18 protein-coding genes are annotated in these 19,148 nt (G+C 36.5%); 15 read left to right on the forward strand and 3 right to left on the reverse strand.

Going from position 1 to position 19,148, the window contains the following annotated elements:
• The first annotated feature begins 21 nt into the window (after positions 1-21).
• The 12 genes from IGI67_RS00785 (at position 22) to IGI67_RS00840 (ending at position 12,457) form a co-directional block, all read left to right on the forward strand.
• The gene (locus tag IGI67_RS00785) at positions 22-972 is read left to right on the forward strand and encodes a glycosyltransferase family 2 protein (RefSeq protein WP_207109781.1); all 951 of its coding nucleotides are present in this window, start codon (positions 22-24) and stop codon (positions 970-972) included.
• A gap of 652 nt (positions 973-1,624) precedes the next feature.
• On the forward strand, positions 1,625-2,809 hold the full coding sequence (mltG, locus tag IGI67_RS00790) for an endolytic transglycosylase MltG (protein WP_429958596.1): 1,185 nt from the start codon (positions 1,625-1,627) through the stop codon (positions 2,807-2,809).
• 95 nt (positions 2,810-2,904) lie between these two features.
• A complete protein-coding gene (greA, locus tag IGI67_RS00795) occupies positions 2,905-3,384 on the forward strand; it encodes a transcription elongation factor GreA (protein WP_137665572.1) in 480 nt (159 codons plus the stop codon).
• 213 nt (positions 3,385-3,597) lie between these two features.
• Positions 3,598-4,320 carry a cell wall-active antibiotics response protein LiaF gene (gene liaF, locus IGI67_RS00800; RefSeq protein ID WP_207109782.1) on the forward strand — a complete coding sequence of 241 codons (723 nt, stop codon included), beginning with the start codon at positions 3,598-3,600 and terminating at the stop codon, positions 4,318-4,320.
• Positions 4,317-5,411 (forward strand): sensor histidine kinase, encoded by a 1,095-nt coding sequence (locus IGI67_RS00805; protein WP_429956452.1) that lies wholly within the window; start codon positions 4,317-4,319, stop codon positions 5,409-5,411. The genes liaF and IGI67_RS00805 overlap by 4 nt, the downstream gene beginning before the upstream one ends.
• Before the next feature lie 74 nt (positions 5,412-5,485).
• Positions 5,486-6,118, forward strand: coding sequence for a response regulator transcription factor (locus tag IGI67_RS00810; RefSeq protein ID WP_010745977.1), 633 nt, complete (start codon positions 5,486-5,488; stop codon positions 6,116-6,118).
• Between the two features lie 125 nt (positions 6,119-6,243).
• Positions 6,244-6,909: a potassium channel family protein gene (locus IGI67_RS00815; RefSeq protein WP_207109784.1), complete on the forward strand. Its 666-nt coding sequence runs from the start codon at positions 6,244-6,246 to the stop codon at positions 6,907-6,909.
• 11 nt (positions 6,910-6,920) lie between these two features.
• The gene (locus tag IGI67_RS00820) at positions 6,921-7,226 is read left to right on the forward strand and encodes a HesB/YadR/YfhF family protein (RefSeq protein WP_207109785.1); all 306 of its coding nucleotides are present in this window, start codon (positions 6,921-6,923) and stop codon (positions 7,224-7,226) included.
• A gap of 39 nt (positions 7,227-7,265) precedes the next feature.
• Complete coding sequence (locus IGI67_RS00825) at positions 7,266-8,765, forward strand: hypothetical protein (protein WP_207109786.1); 1,500 nt, start codon at positions 7,266-7,268, stop codon at positions 8,763-8,765.
• Between the two features lie 36 nt (positions 8,766-8,801).
• Positions 8,802-9,734 (forward strand): glycosyltransferase, encoded by a 933-nt coding sequence (locus IGI67_RS00830; RefSeq protein WP_207109787.1) that lies wholly within the window; start codon positions 8,802-8,804, stop codon positions 9,732-9,734.
• Positions 9,735-10,095: 361 nt separating this feature from the next.
• On the forward strand, positions 10,096-10,236 hold the full coding sequence (locus tag IGI67_RS00835; protein ID WP_429956453.1) for a hypothetical protein: 141 nt from the start codon (positions 10,096-10,098) through the stop codon (positions 10,234-10,236).
• Between the two features lie 475 nt (positions 10,237-10,711).
• Positions 10,712-12,457 carry a hypothetical protein gene (locus IGI67_RS00840; RefSeq protein ID WP_207109788.1) on the forward strand — a complete coding sequence of 582 codons (1,746 nt, stop codon included), beginning with the start codon at positions 10,712-10,714 and terminating at the stop codon, positions 12,455-12,457.
• A 538-nt stretch (positions 12,458-12,995) separates the two neighbouring features.
• Here IGI67_RS00840 and IGI67_RS00845 read toward each other — a convergent pair.
• On the reverse strand, positions 12,996-13,943 hold the full coding sequence (locus IGI67_RS00845; RefSeq protein ID WP_429956454.1) for a phosphoglycerate dehydrogenase: 948 nt from the start codon (positions 13,941-13,943) through the stop codon (positions 12,996-12,998).
• An 87-nt stretch (positions 13,944-14,030) separates the two neighbouring features.
• Positions 14,031-14,846 (reverse strand): DUF1189 domain-containing protein, encoded by an 816-nt coding sequence (locus IGI67_RS00850; RefSeq protein WP_429956455.1) that lies wholly within the window; start codon positions 14,844-14,846, stop codon positions 14,031-14,033.
• A 161-nt stretch (positions 14,847-15,007) separates the two neighbouring features.
• Between IGI67_RS00850 and IGI67_RS00855 the strand changes: the two genes are divergently transcribed.
• The 3 genes from IGI67_RS00855 to IGI67_RS00865 all read left to right on the forward strand — a co-directional run bounded on the left by IGI67_RS00855 (position 15,008) and on the right by IGI67_RS00865 (position 17,619).
• Positions 15,008-15,475 (forward strand): GtrA family protein, encoded by a 468-nt coding sequence (locus IGI67_RS00855; RefSeq protein WP_207109791.1) that lies wholly within the window; start codon positions 15,008-15,010, stop codon positions 15,473-15,475.
• A 73-nt stretch (positions 15,476-15,548) separates the two neighbouring features.
• Entirely contained in the window at positions 15,549-16,157 is a 609-nt protein-coding gene (locus tag IGI67_RS00860) for a superoxide dismutase (RefSeq protein WP_429956456.1), read from the forward strand.
• A 241-nt stretch (positions 16,158-16,398) separates the two neighbouring features.
• Positions 16,399-17,619, forward strand: coding sequence for an LCP family protein (locus IGI67_RS00865; protein WP_429956457.1), 1,221 nt, complete (start codon positions 16,399-16,401; stop codon positions 17,617-17,619).
• A 44-nt stretch (positions 17,620-17,663) separates the two neighbouring features.
• Here IGI67_RS00865 and rlmD read toward each other — a convergent pair whose 3' ends face one another.
• Complete coding sequence (gene rlmD / locus IGI67_RS00870; RefSeq protein WP_429956458.1) at positions 17,664-19,037, reverse strand: 23S rRNA (uracil(1939)-C(5))-methyltransferase RlmD; 1,374 nt, start codon at positions 19,035-19,037, stop codon at positions 17,664-17,666.
• Between the last annotated feature and the right edge of the window lie 111 nt (positions 19,038-19,148).

Consider the following 19,148-nt stretch of genomic DNA (forward strand, 5'->3'; position numbering starts at 1 on the left):
TGTGAAGTTAGGAGCGTAAAGATGAACAGTGAAAAAATAGCTATCCTCATTCCTTGCTACAATGAATCACTCACGATCAAAAAAGTGATCAATGATTTTCAAAGGGAGTTACCTGAGGCGGATATCTATGTTTATGATAATAATTCTACGGATAATACGTATGAGATTGCACTGAATGAGGGGGCAATAGTTAAAAAGGAACCTCGCCAAGGTAAAGGGAACGTTATTCGTCAAATGTTTTTTGATATTGATGCCGATTACTATTTAATGGTGGATGGGGATGATACGTATCCAGCAGAGAATTCTCAAGAGTTGGTTGCGGCTTTAAGAGATGGCAAAGCAGATATGGTTATTGGTGATCGTTTATCGAATGGAACCTATTTTAATGAGAATAAACGCGCTTTTCATGATTTTGGAAACAATTTAGTCAAGAGTTCGATCAACCGGTTATATCAAGCAGATATTAAGGATGTAATGACTGGTTATCGTGGATTTAACCGTATGTTTGTAAAAAGCTTTCCTGTAATGAGTTCTGGCTTCCAGATTGAAACAGAGTTTACAATCCACGCTCTAGATAAGCGTTTTAAGTTAGTGGAACTCCCGATCGATTATCGTGATAGACCTGAAGGCAGTGAATCAAAATTGGATACTTATTCTGATGGAATCAAAGTTTTATTGACCATTTTGAAAATGTTTAAAGACTATAAGCCACTTTTATTTTTCTCAGTTTTTAGCTTGATTTTCTTTTTATTTGGTCTTATATTTGGAGTTCCAGTAATCAATGAGTTTATTAGGACGGGCTTTATTACTAAGGTACCTTCATCGATCCTAGCAACAGGTCTGATGGTATTTTCATTGTTGTTGTTAATTACCGGATTGATTTTAGATACGGTTGTAACAAATGCAAAGAAAGAGTATGAATTAAACCTGCATCGTTTGTATGAAGAAAATATTCAAAAGAAAAAAATATAATTTCCTTAACTAAATAAATTTTACATTTCACTCCTCTTTCATTTCATGTATAATGGTTTAAGTTATGACATGAAGTAAGGAGGAGTTGTTTTTGTCTGAGGATCAAAATCAACACTCAGAAGAAGGATCTTTTAAAGAGCAGATTATGCGTGCTTTAGAAGAGGGTCGAAAGAATCGGGAAGTAGAGTCAACGAAGAAAGCAAACACGACTACTCGAACTTCGGAAGTAAAAAAAGCTACTAGCGATGATGACGATTTAGCATCGTCTTATGAACGCTTATTTGGTAATAGACAAAAGAAAAAAGAATCAACTACTGCTGAGCAGAAGTCTAAACCAATTGATGCAAAAGAAAAAAAAGTAAAAAAAGAGGAACTTCCTAAAGAAGAGAAAACTTCAGAGAAAGCAGTTCCTAGTAGGGGCTCTGAATCAAAGCCTGAGAAGCGGAAAGAAACAAGGAAACCGTCGGCTGATAAAAAGAGGACTATAAAAGAAGAGCAAAAGAATGAACCTTCAACTATTCGAGATAAAAAAACGACTTCACATCATTCGGACTCAAAAAAAACAGCTAAGGCTAGTTCAAAGCAAGAAGAGCTGAAAGTTAAAGCTGCAAAGGAGTCGCAACAGGATGAGCATATTGAAGAAGAACCATCGATTTTCCATCGTCTTGGTGAAAAATTCGACGAGCTTCGACAAATGGATGAGGAATTTGAAGGGGATTTAAGTGAGGAGAGCAACTTGAAACGAGCAGAACGTCGCAAAGAGGACCGAGTTGTCCGTAAAATCGTTTATATATTGACGATCGGTATTTTGATCGTCGCCGGAATTTTAGCAATCTCAGGGTATAATTATGTGAGTGCCGGCTTGAAACCACTAGATAAGAATGATAAAAAATTGGTACAGGTAGAGGTTCCCAGTGGTTCTTCAAATCGCCAAATCGGTGATATTTTAGAAGATGGGGATGTCATCCGTGATGGCATGGTCTTCAATTTCTATACGAAATTCAAGAATTTAACGAATTTCCAGGCGGGTTATTATCAATTTTCACCAAATATGACTTTGGATCAAATCAGTAAGGAATTGCAGCAAGGAGGAAGCGCCGAGCCATTGGATGATGCTTCTAAGCTAACGGTTCCTGAAGGATATGATGTTGATAAAATTGCCAGTCTAGTGGCTAAGAAGACAGACTTCAAGAAAGAAGATTTCATCAAAGTAATGAAAGATGACAAATTCTTCGACCAGTTGAAAACGCAATATCCGGATCTATTAACAGATGCAGGTAATGCGAAGGATGTACGATATCGTTTAGAAGGGTATTTATTCCCAGCGACCTATAATGTTCACAAAAATAGAAGTCTTGAAGATCTAGTGACCCAAATGGTGGATACTACTAATCAAGTTTTAACCCCTTATTATAATCAAATTAAAGAAAAAGGGTTAACTGTTCAAGAAGTCATGACGCTGGCTTCCTTAGTGGAAAAAGAAGGGGTTACTCAATCTGACCGTAAGAAGATCGCACAAGTCTTCTTTAATCGAATTGATGCTCAGATGGCATTACAGTCAGATATCTCAATTCTTTATGCGCTAGGCGAACACAAAGAGGTTGTAACGATCAAGGATACTGAGGTGGATTCACCTTATAACTTGTATACAAATACTGGTTATGGACCTGGACCATTCGACAATCCAAGTCAGGAAGCGATTCTTGCGGTTCTGGATCCAACCGAAAATGATTATATTTATTTTGTTGCAGATATCTCAACCGGAAAAGTTTATTATGCGAAGACATATGAAGAGCATATGGAGCTGGTTGAAAAATATGTCAATAAAGAGAAATAAACAATTTACATTACAGTAATTACGTGGTAATCTTTTGTGGATTAAATCTATAAGGGATTACCTTTCGTAATTTTGTTGATTGAAGGAGAAGAAAAATGGTAGAAAAAACATATCCAATGACTCTAGAAGGAAAAGAAAAATTGGAGCAGGAATTAGAAGAATTAAAAACAGTAAAACGTGGAGAAATCATTGAAAGAATTAAAATCGCCCGCAGCTTTGGCGATCTATCTGAAAACTCTGAGTATGAATCTGCTAAGGATGAGCAAGCATTTGTCGAAGGACGAATCAGTACTTTAGAGAATATGATCCGTTTTGCACAAATTATTGATAATGAAAATGTTGACTCTGATGAAATTTCCATCGGAAAAACTGTTACTTTCGTTGAACTGCCTGACGATGAAGAAGAAGAGTACACGATCGTAGGGAAAGCTGAAGCAGATCCTTTAACCGGGAAAATTTCAAATGATTCCCCGATTGCTCAAGCTTTGATTGGCAAGCGTGTAGGAGACGTCGTAACAATTGCGACACCAGGCGGAAACATGGAAGTTAAAATCACAAATGTGAAACAAAACTAAAATACATAAAAGAGGCGCTGGTCGCCTCTTTTATTTTGCTAGTTCTACTATAAGTGGTAGAGTTATGCACTATTTTACGTGTTGCGTTGGAAAAATACTTGTCCTTACGAGGCAACTGTCAGTTTTAGTTAGGTTGCGACTTTAGACCGATAGTATTCGGTACGTAAAGAAAGTAGAATAAGGTATAAATAAAAAGTTGGGAGGAAAGATAAAATGAAAAGTCCATGGCGCTTTTTCATTGTAATTGAAGCCTTACTTGCAATTTTCTTATTATGGCAATTATCTTCAAATCCTGCGATGTTGATTATGCTGCTCTTTGGAGTACTTAATATATATTTGGCATTGCGAAGGCACCGTCGTCGAAAGTTCCAATTGATCTTAGGTTCAGTGATTTTAATCATCTGTCTAGTGAATAGTCCTGCGACTTGGTTGATGTTGATATTTGCCGTAATATTTCTTGGTCTTAAGGGCTTCGAGATTGCAGGTATATCAATGCCAAATCATTCTCTAAAGAACAAAAAGAGCATTGTAATGGTTGAGACGACTGATCCGACTAGCCATAATGGGGAACGTAAAAAGCAAAGCTGGATCGGTAATGATCGAATCGGTACACAGGTTTTTGAATGGGACGATATTAACGTAGCTATTTTGGCTGGCGATACGATTGTTGATTTGGGAAACACACTATTGCCCAAAGAGGATAGTATCGTAATCGTTCGTAAAGGCTTTGGCCGAACAAGAATCTTAGTTCCATACGGCATCGGCATTCTATTTGAACATGCTACCCTATACGGCAAGGTTGATTTTGATGAGGATACGCAGGTTCTTCGTAATGAAACAATCAAAATGTACAGTGAGGATTATGATGAAAGCCCTCGTAGATTGAAAATAGTGACTAACACATTGGTCGGAGATGTCGAGGTGATCCGCGTATGATGGGGAAATACTCCCGTTTACAGATTTCTCTTTATTCTGGTTTGATCTCCTTTTTGTTGATTTTGACAACATTATTTCTGTACATGTATGCAATTGGAAAAAAACAATTGCTAGCACAGCTGTTCATTGCACGAATCTTCTATATTCCGCTCTTTGTTCACATCATTGTGATTTCTCTGACAGTCAGTGCAGTCGTCTATTTTCTTGTGACGTTCTTAGAAAAGCGTCAGCTGGGAAAAATTGAAGGAAAATTGCAGAGCTTGGCGTCAGGCAACTATGATCAGCCCTCATTGGATGTAGCGATTTCGCAAAACAAGGAAATGTTGCTGGTTGATCATGATATCAAGCGTATCAAAGAGAAACTTGTGAGCATGTCACGAGAGCTGCAGCAACTAAGCAGCCAACCGCAAATGGTGGATGGCACGACGAAAGAAAAGATTTTAGAAGAGGAAAGACATCGTTTAGCGCGGGAACTGCATGATTCAGTTTCTCAGCAGCTTTTTGCGGCGATGATGATGATGTCGGCACTTAATGAACAGTCCCAGCATTCGGAGGAATTGGAGCCTTATAAGAAGCAGTTAGCGATGGTGGCGGATATTATTAATGCGGCGCAATCAGAGATGCGTGCATTGCTGCTTCATCTGCGTCCAATTAGTTTGGAAGGGAAAAGTTTACGTCAAGGTATTGAGCAATTATTGAATGAGCTGCGAACAAAAATCCAAATTCAGTTAAAATGGGATATACAGGATATTTGTGTTTCGGCAAGCATTGAAGATCAGCTATTTAGAGTAGTACAAGAATTATTATCCAATACACTGCGACATGCAAAAGCTAACGAGCTAGAGGTGTATTTAAAAATTGTTGGTCAAAGTATTTTATTGCGCGTAATTGATGATGGTGTTGGCTTTGAATCGAAGGATGAACATGCCGGAAGCTACGGACTGCGTAATATTCGTGAGCGAATTGCTGGTGTTGGCGGCTCAACAAAAATAATTAGCTTTAAAGGACAGGGGACAAGTATTGAAATTAAAGTTCCTGTTGTGGCAGAGGATAATACAGCTAGATCTTTAAAAGATGATGAAACAAATTAGTTTTTTGATAAAAAATGAATTGCTTAGCTAAATAGATAATATGAATGGAATAAATAGGAATTAGGAGGCAGAGGATGATACGAGTGTTATTAGTTGATGATCACGAAATGGTTCGTTTAGGGGTTTCCTCTTATCTATCGATTCAATCGGATGTCGAAGTCGTAGGAGAAGCAGAGAACGGCGAGGAAGGCTATGAGAAAGCAATGGACCTTCGACCAGATGTGATTTTGATGGACTTGGTGATGGAAGTAATGGACGGCATTGAATCGACCAAGAAAATATTAAAAGATTGGCCAGAGGCAAAAATTTTAATTGTGACTAGTTTTATTGATGATGAAAAAGTTTATCCGGCTATTGAAGCTGGAGCATCCGGATATTTGCTCAAGACGTCGACAGCTCATGAAATCGCCAATGCTATTCGTAAGACCTATAATGGCGAACGAGTTCTGGAGCCTGAAGTGACTACGAAGATGATGGAGCAATTATCCAATCGTAATCGCCATGTTCTTCACGAAGAGCTGACTAATCGTGAACAAGAAATCCTATTGTTGATCGCCCAAGGAATGAGTAATCAGGAAATCGCGGATGAATTATTCATCACATTGAAAACAGTTAAGACGCATGTATCGAACATACTTGCTAAATTAGAAGTCGAAGATCGTACACAAGCAGCAATTTATGCATTTAAACACGGGTTGATAAAATAGAGAGTCATTCTCTGTTTTATTAACCCGCTCTTTGTTATACTAGAAAATGTAAGTTTTGCATGATCTAGGAATCTTTTTTTAGGAAAATAAATCTAATACACTATCGTGAAAAGTAAGGAGATATCATGAAACAAAGTTTTGTCATTATTGGTTTAGGAAGATTTGGCGGCAGTATATGTCGTACATTGATTGAATCAGGTCAGGAAGTTCTGGCGATCGACAGCAGTGAAGATCGAGTGAATGAATATATGAATATTGCGACACATGCAGTCGTTGCCAATGCCCAGGACGAAATGACTTTGCGTTCATTAGGTATCCGTAACTTTGATCATGTAATCGTTGCGATTGGCGAAGATATTCAAGCGAGCATTTTAGTTACCTTGATGGTTAAAGAGATGGGTGTTCCAAATATTCTGGCGAAGGCGCAAAATGAGTACCATGCTCGTGTGTTAGAAAAAATTGGAGCTGACCGGGTTGTACATCCTGAACGTGATATGGGACAACGAATCGCGCATAATCTAGTGTCAAAAAATATTCTCGATTATCTAGAGCTCTCTGATGAATTTTCTTTGGCGGAGATTAACGTAACCAATCGAAAATTTTATGGTAAAACATTAGATGAACTTGATTTTCGTCAGCGGTTTGGTCTGAATGTCGTGGCGATTCGTCGAGATAACCAAGATCCTATCGTTACTCCGCCGGCTGAGGAGGTTGTTTTAAAAAATGATCACCTAGTTGTGATCGGTCGGGACGAAGATGTCGATTATTTAGATGAAAAAATGAATGGATAGGTGAGCATGAAATGGAATTGACGATAACACCAAAAGCGCAAGAATGGTTTAAAAGAGAACTCGAATTGGCTGAAGGCCAAGGGATAAAATTCTATGGGAAAGTATATGGAAAGACTCAGGTACATGATGGATTTTCAGTAGGAATGTCGGTTGATACACCAGAAAGTCCATTGATAGAAGAAATTGTTAGTGGTATGATGTTCTTTGTTGAAGAATCAGATGAATGGTTTTTCAAAGGGTATGATTTAGTTGTTGATTATGATGAGAGGTTAGAAGAGCCGAAGTATGAGTTTCTAAAAGAAGACTCAAATCTGTAATTTTAATATGAATAATACGCAATTAGACTTGGAGAAATGATGAAAAAAATTGATAAAGTTTTGCCATATTTATTATTAACATTTGTGTTCGTAATTACAATCTTTAGTTTTAGAGATAATCCATTATCTCATGTTTTGAGTGGGCACGATTCATCCATGTTTCTTTATTTTGGTAAAGGGATTTCTGATGGGTTGGTTCCTTACAATGATATGCTTGATCATAAAGGACCGTTTCTTTTCATTATTGAATATTTTGCTGTATTAATCGGATTTGGCAATCTTTCGATTGGGATTTGGTTAGTAGAGTGTGTATTCTTAGCTGGGACACTTGTTTTTCTATATAGAACCTGTAATGTTTTTACAGGGAGTAACTTAATTTCAGCGATTGCATTAACTTTGTTAACTCCATTATTTATTTTGTGCTACGATGGTGGTAATTACTCTGAGGAATTTGCGTTATTATTTATAAGTATATCTTTCTATTTGTTTAGTAAAATCATAATACTTAATAAAAATATTAGGATAGATTATATTACGATTGGTTTTTTAGGAGCAGCTACTTTCTTTATACGAGTGAATATGATCTCGTTATGGCTAGTGTTCTGCTTATTCCTATTACTAACGAGTTTATACGATAAAAAAATAGATACTCTTATACAACAGATTAGAGGTATTTTTATTGGTGGGGTAATAACAACCTTGTCAATTATTGGACTTTCAATTTTTCAAAATAATTTGAAAGAAATGTTTCAACAAGCATTTATTATGAATTTTTTGTATTCTGATTCAGATCTAACTGGCAAATTAAAAGCGGCATTTAGTTTCACTGATTTATTGTTGAAAACAGGTCTTTTTCCGCTAGTTATAATTTTTTTTATTTCTGCGTTTGCTGATAATAAAAAAACTCCAAATAAGATTTATTTTGTTTTGTGTATTTATTTTGTAGTAAATTTTTTTACTGTGATCTTATCAGGAAGGTATTACACACATTACTTAATTACTCAATTTGCACCATTATCAGTTGTTATAGCACTGTCTATTCAATTTATTATGACATTTATTATTAATAGGGCTAAATTTATCGTATCATTACTTATGATAATTATAATTGCATTGCCTGCAACTTTCTCTGCTTTTAAAACTTATAACTGGAGCTACAATACTAATAATGTAAATAGTGATAAAACTCAAGTGAAAACTATTTCAAATTATATTAAAAAGAATTCTTCTAAAAAAGATAGTATATATGTGCATAATATCAATGCCAATATCTATTTGTTGAGTGATCGTTATTCGAACTCTCGTTTTTTTGTATTACCCGCAGTAAATTATGATAGGTTTCCAAAACTAAAAAAGGAATTTTCAGAAAAACTAGATTCTAATCGTCCGAGATTTATCGTAGTTCGAAAAGATTCACTATTGCAAAAACAAAGCTCATCAAATTTAAATAGTAAAGTTTTTATTACTCTTGAAGAAAGATATCATTTGGTGGAGGGAATAAAATCGGATAGCTACTTGCTTTATGAGATTAAAAAATAAAATTGATTTAAGATAATCTATTATGAGGTGTGTAAAGTGATATCAGTAATTGTTCCTTGTTTTAATGAAGAAGAAGCAATCCCTCTTTTTTTTACTGAAATGGAAAAAGTAAAAAGAAAAATGGCTCATGAGTTAGAATATATTTTCGTAAATGATGGATCGAAAGATGGTACTCTGAATATTTTGAGACAACTAGCGAAACAAAACAATTTTGTTCGTTACATTTCTTTTTCAAGAAATTTTGGTAAAGAAGCAGCATTATACGCAGGTTTACAAGCCGCTATTGGAGAATTAGTTACAGTGATGGATGTTGATCTTCAGGATCCGCCTGAATTACTACCTCAAATGATCGAAATGATCGAATCAGCGGATATTGATTGTGTAGGGACTCGTCGAGCTGACCGCAAGGGAGAACCACCTATTAGAAGTTTTTTTGCAAAAAAATTCTATCAATTGATCAATCGAATAAGTGATACTGAAATGGTAGATGGAGCTCGAGATTATCGATTAATGACTCGTCAAATGGTGGATGCAATATTGGAGTTAACTGAACATAACCGCTTTTCAAAGGGACTATTTAGTTGGGTCGGCTTTAAGACAGAGTATATTTCCTTCGAAAATCGTGAACGTGCAGCAGGGGAAACATCTTGGTCGTTTTGGAAATTATTTAATTATTCGATTGATGGGATAGTTAATTTTTCAGATGCTCCGTTGAATATTGCTTCATTTGTGGGAGCATTTTCTTGTCTGGTCGCTGTTGTCGCAATGATTTTTATCATTGTACGCGCCTTGATTTTTGGCGATCCAACGTCAGGATGGCCTTCATTAGTGACGATCATTCTGTTTATTGGGGGCGTTCAACTACTATGTATTGGAATTATTGGAAAATATATTGGTAAGATATTTATGGAAACGAAGAAACGTCCAGTTTACATTGTTAAGGAGACAGAAAAAAAGTTGGAACAATAAGTTCAATGTCATTAACTTGAGCCTATTGATAAATAGAAGTAGAATTAGTTGAAGAAGTTCCTTCAATTAATTCTACTTCTTTCGTTAGTGACTTTAGTCAGTTTTGCTCGCGTCAGCGAGTAAAAAAAGAATACCGCGCGTTTCTGCGCGTGGACGAAAGAGCTTTAGCGTTAAAAACTCCTTTCGATATACCAATAAGTGGCTAGCAACCACTCATTTTATCGAAAGGAGTTTTTCTATGCTATCAAATGACGACAAAAGTTTATCACATAGTATGTCCTGAATGCAACCGCTGAACCACTGATTACCTACAATCAAAAAACACCTCCACACTGACAATACAAGTACAAATCGGAGGTGGTTGCTTTATGAAAGAAAAGCAAGTGGTATTGTCATTAAGCTTGAAGGTCAACTGCAAGAAAACCGCATATTTCCCGCTAAAGTAGGAATAAAAATCAAGGCGGAAATGCATGATATTTTTATCTACAATGGTGCTAATTAATATCTTGTGCAGACGGTTAAGGTAACGCTGCTCTTTTTGATGACTACTTTTGAAGGAATATATAACAACAAAGGCTGTTGATGTTCATTATAGATATTCTTTTAAACAGAAATCGTGCAACAGCATTTTGTATTAATGGAGGATTTTATAATGAACTTAGCCACGTAAGTCAATAAAAAATACCATTCTAAAATTTGTGAATAGGAAAATAGTGTGTGTTTATCATTATGTTTTCTCGTTCAATAAGTTGATGATATGTCTTTAAAGGTATTGGCAATATTTGAAAATAACGATATGCTATGTAGGTACTAAAAAAGTCAAAACTGCTTGTTAGTAAGAATAATCATTGATTAAAATACGCACTAATCGCGGTGACGTGTTATGCAGATCGTCTTTTCTAGTATCAAAAGAAACAGAATTTCTTAGCTGCTTTTTCAATCATTCAATCAGCTAAGAAATTAAGACGGAGGATACAATGAACAAGAATTTTGTCAGGAAACGTACTGTAGCTGTTTTATTGATTGTTGCGGCAGCAGTAATTATGGTTTTGCCTCAAATTTACTATAAATCCATTATGGTAGGAGATGATATTTCTTTCCATTTCAATCGTGTATACGATTTATCAAGACAAATACAAACAGGACACTACAATTATTTTCAGTCAATTTTTGGGTTTAATCAAAGTGGGAGGATAATTAATGCACTGTATGGGTATGATTTAGCTTATTTCCTAGCACGTATACTAATAGTGGTTAAAACATGGACTAGATTTCAAATAGTGACTTCTTTTCTCTGCTACTTTTTCAGCGGAATAAATATTTATATTTTAATGAAGTACCTGAAAATAAGTGAAAAGTTATCAATCATTTTAGCGATGATCTATATGTCATGTGCTCTTATCAGTTTTTATGCATTAATACAATCGTTCATTAGCTGGGGGGGCGCATTTTTACCACTAATATTCATACCAGCTGTTAAAGCTGTTAGAGATAGAGAGAATCCAATTAATCCAATATTTTTAGCAATCCCTGTATCATTACTAATTGCTACTCACATATTGTCAGCGTTGATAGGCGTTTTGGCAATCGTACCATTTTTTCTCGTAAGCTTATATTATTGTAAAGATAAGTTGAAATGGTTTGTAACTGCGCTTTTTTCAGTTGGGTTAACGTTGATTTTCTCTCTAAACTCTTTGTATGGATATATTGAAGTTTTCTCTACAAACAACCTTCTAAAGCCGTTTATAAACACAAATATGTCTAATAGCACAGTAATGCTTTCGCTAACAAAAAATGAAACAAGAAATTTAGGTCTGATAATTTCACTGATTTTTGTAATTCAACTATTGTATGCTTTGATAACGTGGAGGGAAATTCCTCTAATTGAAAAAATTATTAACGGTACTGGTGGACTTTTCTTATTCATTTCATCCAATCTAGTTCCTTGGAATACATTAGCTGAAAAGTTCTCATTTTTAACTACCTTACAATTCCCAATGCGTTTTTCAATAATTGCCTATATATTATTGTTAGTAGGAGTAGGTTTGAGTTTGGATAGAAGGTCAGATTCGTTAGGTTTCGAAAAGATGAGATTAGTAAAAATCATTTTGTTAACTGGCGCAATTATTTCAATAGCTAATGTAAACAACATGGTAAAAGAGAGTTCGAATTTTTGGCTCAGTGCCGATCCAACACAAGGAGGAAATAACAAATCAAGTCTCTATGAAACAGATCCAGAACAATTTAGAAGCAAGATAAAAGATAAAGATTTAACTAAAGCCCTTGATGTGATACGAAAGGGAACACCAGATTATCTCGCGATTGCAGATAATGAAACGACCCAAAGCATTTACTCGAAAGGTCCATACGAAATTTATAAGAAAGATGTTATGGAAAATCCAAACAACGTTTCAAAAAAAGTGACAAAGAGTTCAGATATTGAGTTGAAATGGAAAGCTAAAAAGAAAGATGAGATTGTTCTCCCAGTAGCCATCTATAGTCATTCGACAATTGAAGTGAATGGGAAAAAATTAGATTCAAAAACAGTTATGAAGAGTGAACTGGGTCTACTGAAAATCATAAGCAAAATTGGCGAAAACACTGCTATTGTCGGGTATTCACCTTCCATTAATATGAAATTTATCATTATAATTAAACTATTAGGAATCCTATCCTGTGCAATTTACCTTATTATGTACTTAGGAAGAAAATTCCTGTCTTAACGGCAAAGCTCATCTGTTTTCATTTCTCATGGACGTACCTTTTTGGGCTGAGTTTAATAAGTATCCTAGGAATTTATAAAGCTAAAAAAATGTAAGGGGGCATCTAAGTTATTCGATCTCCACCTGGTGACGTTGAAAAGGTATTTGAATATGGATGAAGAACAGATCGAACAAATAGATCATCCTAAAAATTATAAGAAAAGAAAGTCGATAATGGATGATTATTTGAATATGATCTTCAAAACTTAAAGAAACGTTTCAGTCTTTTCATACGGCTTTGATGGGAGATTAGCCGAGGAAAATGGTTGGGTTTCTAGTAAGTTATTGTGATTTTCCAATCGCAAGTTTTTAATGGGCATAAAAAAGATATCGCTCCTGTTAAGAATGCGATATCTTCACATGCAAGACCTGGATTCTAACATCAAATTCAAGCTTATAAAAACGAAATGTATACGGTCGTTCAGTCAATTTATCTAGAAAATTCCAGTTGCTTTTTCAACAATAAGATTAAAAGCTGAAGGAATTCGTTTCGCTTTGCTTAATATCCGCGATCCAATTCAACTTGGTTAACGCTTAACTCTTTATTAGCTACATAGCTTTTCAAGTTAGTTAAAAAGATTTTCATAAACTTATTTTGGAAATCGACGGTCAACCCGGAGATATGCGGTGTAATTAAAACATTGTCAAAAATCCAAAGTGGGTTTTCTTTTGGCAACGGTTCTTCTTCAAATACATCTAAAGCAGCAAATGCAAAGTTTTTCTTTTCAAGTGCCGTAATCAATTCTTTGGTGTGGACGGTATCTCCTCGTCCGACATTGATGAATACGGCGCTTTTTTTCATTTTCTCGAAAATATCACTGTTAAAGATATGATAAGTCTCATGTGTGCCAGGTAAAATCCCTACGACAATATCCATTTCAGGAACGATTTTCGCCATATTTTTGATTGAATAGGTCTCAACGAACCCGTCAACAGAATGGCCTGTAGTGTTGATACCATACACATTTACACCTAGACTATGGATTGATTTCGATAGTTGCTGTCCGATGTGTCCTGTTCCAACGACTAGTAAGTTTTTTCCGGCTAATTGATCGTAAGAAATAGCGCCTTGATCCCAGATTTTTCGCTCTTGATTTTTGATTGATTGGTTTAAACCGCGATAATAGCTGAGTAAAATGCCTATGATGTGCTCACTGATGGAAAGCGCATGGATACCGCTGCCGTTAGATAGTAAAATATTTTGATCAGAAAATTCCTTCAGAGGCAGGTAATCAACACCAGCGGAAATTGATTGGACCCATTTTAACTGGTCAGAGGCAAGCAGCTGTTCGCTAAATTGTTTTGTCCAGCCAACAGATATTTCGACAGCTGATAGGTCTTCAGCTGTTATGTCAGTTTTAATCTGATAATTTGGTGCGATTGCTTGAATTTTATCGATAAATTCGGTTCGAAATTCCTTTTGTAAGAAAATAATTGGTTTTGTCATCCTCATACCCTCATTTCGTTTTGTCTAGATTCTCGCTTCATTTTATCAAAAATCCGAGAAAAAAACTGCTTACGCACTTGTAAGCAGTTAGTTGGTTGGTAATTCAATTTTTGGGAAATAGTGAGTAACCCGGAAAAAAATGAATAGGCTGATGAACGTAATCAACAGACTCGAATCAAAGTTTGGTTGGAACAATAGAATGATTGTTGCCAAGATAGCTGGGATGGTGGCGCAAAAAATGATTGTTTTGAAACATTCAAAGAAGGTCACACGTCGTAATCTTAGCTTAGCAACGATCATACCGGCTATACCGGCGAAAACCAATGTCACAAACAAATTGATGAAGGAAGGATAAACACCTGCCAACAACATTACAAGCGGTGTCCAGACAGGCATTTCTAGATTTTCCAGCTCGTTTCGTAAATTATTGCCAGTCATACTCTTAAGAGGGTCTCTTTTATAGGAGAATTTCAAAACATTGTCTCCGAAAATAGTTGAGCTGACACCACCATAATCAGGCAATACGACTATGGCTTGATCCTTTAATAGGCCTATACTGAAATAATTTCCGATTAAGTCCTTTTCCACATCTTGTTGTGTACGTTTGCCTTCAGGATCAAAGGTCAAGATGATCGAATCTGTTTGATAAATGAAGCCTTTTTCTGGTTTTGTTGTATTAATTTCACCATTTTCAATTTTGAAATCAGGAATCTTTTCTACAATCTCAAGACTATCTGCTTTGATTTGATTCATTACTTGCATAGCTTGATAGACAGTTGGAATCGCCAAAAGCAGACTCAAGCCAAGCAGATAAACAATCGCTTTCCAGAAAGGTGTGTCCTTAGCTGATTTTAGCTCTTCAAAATGAAAAAGAGATCCTTTGATTAATTGACGAAAAGTCATGTGATCGCTCCAATCTTTTATACAAGAGCCATTGTAGCGAAGTAAGGTTGAAATAACAAGGCGATCTGTAAAAAAGTAGAAAGAAATCAAGAAAGAATTGACTATTATTTCCTGCTTCGCTATCTTACTTTATGAAGAGAAGAATAAGAAAGTGAGAAATTATGAAAATCTATCAGAAGTTCAGAAATTATTTAGAAGAAAAAAGACTGTGGGAAGTCTTTATCTATCTTTTTTTTGGTGGACTGGCGACAGTTGTTAATATCCTTACCTTTACTTTAGCATACCAAGCATTTCATTTAAGCTGGCCGATCTCTAACGCAATTTCATGGATTTGTTCGGTATTATTTGCTTTTGTAACAAATAAATTATGGGTCTTTCAATCAAAAACTGAAGGGGTTCAAGCATTAGCTTGGGAGTTTGGAAAATTTCTATTTGCGCGAATCATTTCATTTGGTATGGATATGGCGTGTATGTATTTGTTTATCGATATGCTGCATACAGGCAATTTAATTGCGAAAATTATTACCCAGATTGTTGTAGTTGTAGCGAATTATATCTTCAGTAAGGTCTTCATTTTCAAGAAGGTAGAGATTATTGAAGATGAGAAAACGAATTCTTCGCCACGGTAGGCATATATTTTGAAGATAGTTGCATTGTTTGTTACAGTTAGTACATAAAGATATTTAAGGAGGAATTTGAACTATGGCTTATACTTTACCAGATCTACCTTATGGCTACGACGCATTGGAGCCTTATATTGATGTTGAAACGATGCATTTGCATCATGACAAGCACCACAACACGTATGTGACTAATTTGAATGCTGCGATTGAGAAATACCCAGAATTAGCAGAACAATCGGTAGAAGAATTAGTAACGAACTTGAATGAGGTACCTGAAGAAATTCGCACGGCCGTTCGTAATAATGGCGGCGGGCATGCAAATCACAGCTTCTTCTGGAAAATCATGGCACCAAATGCTGGCGGTGAGCCAACTGGTGCGATCAAGGATGCAATTGATGAAGCGTTTGGCAGCTTTGAAAAAATGAAGGAAGAGTTCAAAACAGCCGCAACAGGACGTTTTGGTTCTGGTTGGGCTTGGCTAGTATTGAATAATGGCAAGTTAGAAATTACTTCAACTGCTAATCAAGACAATCCTCTAACTGACGGCAAAACACCAATTATTGGATTAGATGTTTGGGAACATGCTTATTACTTGAAGTATAAAAATGTTCGTCCGGATTACATCGCCGCTTTCTGGGATGTTGTAAACTGGGATCAAGCAAACGAAAATTTGGCAGCTGCTAAATAATTAAAGAAATTGTAGAAAGATCAGCTTTGCTGATCTTTCTTTTTTTGTTCATTTTTACACAAGTTTTTTGACCTTCCAAAAATCTTCATAATTTTATGGTATAAATCAAATTCAAAGGGCAAATAAGCAATTATTATTTTTTAAGTTTCTATTATATAGGATTAATTATTTTTGACTGTGGTTGAACAGATGGCCGAACTATGAGAAAATAAAACGTAAAAATCGTTGATAGAGGTGTGCTATGACTGGTTGGAAGAAAGTTATCGTAGGATTATTGGTCCTACTAAATTTATTTATAGGTGGGATTACCTACTACGCTGTCCAAGTGACAAATGACGCAAGTAAAATGGTCGATAACATTCGCCAAACGGTTAAGCGTACAAGCTTAAAGCGAGAAGGGGACAAGCCGAATATCGATAATGCGGAACCCTTTTCTATTCTGCTTGCTGGAGTAGATACAGGAGATCTTGGTCGTTCTGATCAAGGCCGTTCTGATAGTATGATGGTTGTTACGATTAATCCGAAACAGAAAAAGTCGACGATTGTCAGTTTAGATCGAGATATTTTAGCGAATATTGTCGGTTATGGAACGAATGATAAATTGAATCATGCCTATGCTTTTGGCGGCGTGAAAATGTCGATGGATACCATTGAGACATTATTGGATATCCCTCTGGATCATTATGTGTCAATCAATATGCGAGGTCTGAAGGATTTGATTGATGCTGTTGGCGGGATCGAAGTGAATAATAAAATTGAATTCACATTGGATGGTATTCATGTAGCAAAAGGGAAGCAAACTCTTGATGGTGAAAAAGGGTTGGCTTACGCTCGAATGCGTTATGAAGACCCTGAAGGTGATGTGGGACGACAAAGACGGCAACGCGAAGTAGTAACTAAAATTTTACGTAAGGCGATGTCGATCAATGGAGTCGGCAACTATAAGAAGATTTTAAAAGCAGTTGAGAAAAATATGAAGACTGATTTGGACTGGGACGATATGATGGATATCGGGACCAATTATTTATCTGCTTTTGATACGATCAAGCAAAAACAGCTGGTCGGTAAAAGTCAGATGATTGACGAAATCTATTATCAGATTTTAGGAACAAATGAATTATTAGATATTCAAAACGCGTTGAAGAAGCAGCTTGGACTAGCAACGTCAGATACTTTGCCTAACTTGAAGGAAGCAGATGCGGAAAGCTTGTTCTATGATGATTCTGATGGAAAAGCCAGCGAGGATACCAGTCAATTTGCACCAGGGTATGATAATCCAAATAATTACGATGACAGTGGTGTTTACGGGAATTCATCAAGTAGCAGCAATGGTTATCCGCAGTATGATGACACTGGTCAAAATGATCAGGGCTATACGGATCCCAATCAAGTAGATCAAGGTGGCTATGGTGGTGCAACCGATCCAAATTCGGCCTATGGGCAGCCAGCAGCCGGTTATTAAAAGAAGAGGTGTGACCCAGTACATGGTGGGCACACCTCTTCTGTTTATTTTTTAACTAATTTAACGACAACCTCGCAACGCGCGGTTTGAGGGAACATGTCGACGGATTGTAGATATTCTACGCGATAGATTTTTGAAAGGCTGACAAGATCGCGAGCCAATGTCGAAACGTTACAGGAAATATAGACCATTTGTGGGCTGGGAGCTTCTTGAATAGCCTTCAATAATTGATTGTCTAAACCAGTTCGCGGCGGGTCAACAACAATCGCATCAGGTGTGAAGCCTTCTTTCAGCCATTTTGGCAGCAAGCTTTCAGCTGTGCCAACTTCATAATGTGTATTCGTAAGATTCATAGCTTCAGCATTTTTCTTAGCGTCATCGATTGCTTGTGGAATGATATCCATTCCGCGTACTTCTTTTGCTTGCTTGGCTAAAGACAGCCCAATTGTTCCAACGCCGCAGTATGCATCAACGATGGTTTTTGGCGTAGACAAATCCAGAGCATTGATGGCCTCTTGATAAAGAACCTTAGTTTGCTGGGGATTCAGTTGAAAGAAGGCACGTGGAGACAGTTCAAAGCTTACTTCATTGATTTTTTCATTAATGACTTCCTTGCCCCATAAATGAATCGTTTCGTCTCCCATGATGACTGAGGTTTTCTTGTCCTGCACATTTTGCATGATGGAAACAACTTCCGGTAAGCGATTCGTAATCTCACGGATCAGAGCATTTCCCTGCGGCAGCTTTTTAGTTTTAGTGATGAGAACTAATTGTACCTCGCCAGTTTCAATTCCAATCCGAACCATTAGGGTACGCATAATACCGGAATTTGAACGTTCATCATAAATCGGCATATCGTATTTACTCAATAAATTCGTGACAAGGTTGATGACTTTCTGAGTTGTTGGTTCTTGCACCAAGCAGTCCTTGATGGGCACTAGATGATGGGAATCGGCTTGATAAAGACCAGCTTCAACCTGCTGGGTCTTTTTATTTTTTCGTAATTGGAATTGTGCCTTGTTGCGATAATGCCAAGGCTCATCCATTCCGAGCGTGTCATGTAGTTCAAATGTTTGGTAGCCTTCGGGTTTGTATTTTTCCAGGGCTTGCCGCAGTAAGTCCTTCTTGAAGTCTAATTGTTTGCTGTAGACTAAGTGCTGCAGCTGGCATCCGCCGCACTCTTCGTAAACGGGACAAGGCGGTGTGATTCGATCAGGACTTTTTTTCGTAATTTTAACTAAGCTGGCTTCTGCAAACCGAGGCGTTGCTTTAGTAATTCGAGCAACAACCGTTTCATTTGGTAAAGCGCCAGTCACAAATATAATCAGGCGTTTGTAATACGCAATACCTTCACCATTAATGCCCAATCGTTTTATTTTTAAGGTTAATGTTTGATTCAATTTAAGTTGAACAGCCATAGTCAGCCTCTTTCTTAAAAGTATTTTTCAATTGTTCAGCGCAGTTCATTTTAGCATATTTTTGTCGATTGGATGATTATCTATGATAGAATTAATTTTTGCTAGGGTATA

The sequence above is a fragment of the Enterococcus sp. AZ196 genome, assembly GCF_050498845.1.
Classification (GTDB): domain Bacteria; phylum Bacillota; class Bacilli; order Lactobacillales; family Enterococcaceae; genus Enterococcus_A; species Enterococcus_A murrayae.